The organism is Bacillus sp. JJ722, from assembly GCF_036963345.1.
Lineage (GTDB): Bacteria > Bacillota > Bacilli > Bacillales > DSM-1321 > Bacillus_AD.
This window is the reverse complement of the sequence record NZ_JBALMO010000058.1, coordinates 1-3,109: the sequence shown is the minus strand read 5'-3', so window position 1 is coordinate 3,109 and position 3,109 is coordinate 1. Positions and strand designations below refer to the sequence as shown.

Annotated in this window: 1 rRNA gene; it reads left to right on the top strand. The window is 50.8% G+C overall.

Annotation, left to right across the window (positions count from 1 at the left end):
- Positions 1-94 precede the first annotated feature (94 nt).
- Positions 95-3,032 (top strand): 23S ribosomal RNA (locus V7014_RS08735).
- The last annotated feature ends 77 nt before the right edge of the window (positions 3,033-3,109 follow it).

Sequence of the window (3,109 nt, the reverse complement as noted above, 5' to 3'; positions counted from 1 at the left end):
TAGATAGCAGTAAGTAAAGCAAATGTTAAGTTTGCATCCAAACACCAAGTATAACAAATTCCATCATATCTTCGATATGGTGATAACCATTATAGGTTAAGTTAGAAAGGGCGCACGGTGGATGCCTTGGCACTAGGAGCCGATGAAGGACGGGACTAACACCGATATGCTTTGGGGAGCTGTAAGTAAGCTTTGATCCAGAGATTTCCGAATGGGGAAACCCACTGCTCGTAATGGAGTAGTATCTCTACCTGAATACATAGGGTAGTTGAAGGCAGACCCGGGGAACTGAAACATCTAAGTACCCGGAGGAAGAGAAAGCAAACGCGATTTCCTGAGTAGCGGCGAGCGAAACGGAACATAGCCCAAACCGAAAGGCTTGCCTTTCGGGGTTGTAGGACACTCTATATAGAGTTACAAAGGAACGGGGTAGATGAAGAGGCATGGAAAGGCCTGTCATAGAAGGTAACAACCCTGTAGTCGAAACTTCGTTCCCTCTTGAGTGTATCCTGAGTACGGCGGAACACGTGAAATTCCGTCGGAATCCGGGAGGACCATCTCCCAAGGCTAAATACTACCTAGTGACCGATAGTGAACCAGTACCGTGAGGGAAAGGTGAAAAGCACCCCGGAAGGGGAGTGAAATAGATCCTGAAACCGTGTGCCTACAAGTAGTCAGAGCTCATTAATGAGTGATGGCGTGCCTTTTGTAGAATGAACCGGCGAGTTACGATTACATGCAAGGTTAAGTTGATGAGACGGAGCCGCAGCGAAAGCGAGTCTGAATAGGGCGAATGAGTATGTGGTCGTAGACCCGAAACCAGGTGATCTACCCATGTCCAGGGTGAAGTTCAGGTAACACTGAATGGAGGCCCGAACCCACGCACGTTGAAAAGTGCGGGGATGAGGTGTGGGTAGCGGAGAAATTCCAATCGAACCTGGAGATAGCTGGTTCTCTCCGAAATAGCTTTAGGGCTAGCCTCATGTGTAAGAGTCTTGGAGGTAGAGCACTGATTGGACTAGGGGCCCTCATCGGGTTACCGAATTCAGTCAAACTCCGAATGCCAAAGACTTATCCATGGGAGTCAGACTGCGAGTGATAAGATCCGTAGTCAAGAGGGAAACAGCCCAGACCACCAGCTAAGGTCCCAAAGTATACGTTAAGTGGAAAAGGATGTGGAGTTGCTTAGACAACCAGGATGTTGGCTTAGAAGCAGCCACCATTTAAAGAGTGCGTAATAGCTCACTGGTCGAGTGACTCTGCGCCGAAAATGTACCGGGGCTAAACGTATCACCGAAGCTGTGGATGCATACCGTTGGTATGCGTGGTAGGAGAGCGTTCTAAGTGCAGTGAAGTCAGACCGGAAGGACTGGTGGAGCGCTTAGAAGTGAGAATGCCGGTATGAGTAGCGAAAGAAGGGTGAGAATCCCTTCCACCGAATGCCTAAGGTTTCCTGGGGAAGGCTCGTCCGCCCAGGGTTAGTCAGGACCTAAGCCGAGGCCGAAAGGCGTAGGCGATGGACAACAGGTTGATATTCCTGTACCACCTCTTAATCGTTTGAGCAATGGAGGGACGCAGTAAGATAGAGTAAGCGCACTGTTGGATATGTGCGTCTAAGCAGTTAGGCTGTCAACGAGGCAAATCCCGTTGGCGTGAAGGCGGAGCTGTGATAGCGAGGGAAATTTAGTACCGAAGTTCTTGATTCTACACTGCCAAGAAAAGCTTCTAGCGAGATTAAAGGTGCCTGTACCGCAAACCGACACAGGTAGGCGAGGAGAGAATCCTAAGGTGTGCGAGAGAACTCTCGTTAAGGAACTCGGCAAAATGACCCCGTAACTTCGGGAGAAGGGGTGCTCTGGTAGGGTGTTAAAGCCCGAGAGAGCCGCAGTGAATAGGCCCAGGCGACTGTTTAGCAAAAACACAGGTCTCTGCGAAGCCGCAAGGCGAAGTATAGGGGCTGACGCCTGCCCGGTGCTGGAAGGTTAAGAGGAGAGGTTAGCGCAAGCGAAGCTTTGAATCGAAGCCCCAGTAAACGGCGGCCGTAACTATAACGGTCCTAAGGTAGCGAAATTCCTTGTCGGGTAAGTTCCGACCCGCACGAAAGGCGTAACGATCTGGGCACTGTCTCAACGAGAGACTCGGTGAAATTATAGTACCTGTGAAGATGCAGGTTACCCGCGACAGGACGGAAAGACCCCGTGGAGCTTTACTGCAGCCTGATATTGAATTTTGGTACAGCTTGTACAGGATAGGTAGGAGCCTTTGAAGCCGGAGCGCTAGCTTCGGTGGAGGCGTCGGTGGGATACTACCCTGGTTGTATTGAAATTCTAACCCGCATCCCTTATCGGGATGGGAGACAGTGTCAGGTGGGCAGTTTGACTGGGGCGGTCGCCTCCTAAAATGTAACGGAGGCGCCCAAAGGTTCCCTCAGAATGGTTGGAAATCATTCGTAGAGTGTAAAGGCACAAGGGAGCTTGACTGCGAGACCTACAAGTCGAGCAGGGACGAAAGTCGGGCTTAGTGATCCGGTGGTTCCGCATGGAAGGGCCATCGCTCAACGGATAAAAGCTACCCCGGGGATAACAGGCTTATCTCCCCCAAGAGTCCACATCGACGGGGAGGTTTGGCACCTCGATGTCGGCTCATCGCATCCTGGGGCTGTAGTCGGTCCCAAGGGTTGGGCTGTTCGCCCATTAAAGCGGTACGCGAGCTGGGTTCAGAACGTCGTGAGACAGTTCGGTCCCTATCCGTCGTGGGCGTAGGAAATTTGAGAGGAGCTGTCCTTAGTACGAGAGGACCGGGATGGACGCACCTCTGGTGTACCAGTTGTCTTGCCAAAGGCATCGCTGGGTAGCTATGTGCGGACGGGATAAGTGCTGAAAGCATCTAAGCATGAAGCCCCCCTCAAGATGAGATTTCCCATAGCGTCAAGCTAGTAAGACCCCTGAAAGATGATCAGGTTGATAGGTTCGAGATGGAAGTGTGGCGACACATGGAGTTGACGAATACTAATAGGTCGAGGACTTAACCACAATTTTGTTTGGAAAAACTTCTGTTATCTAGTTTTGAAGGAATGAAAATTCCTTATTTATCTGGTAATGACGGCGAA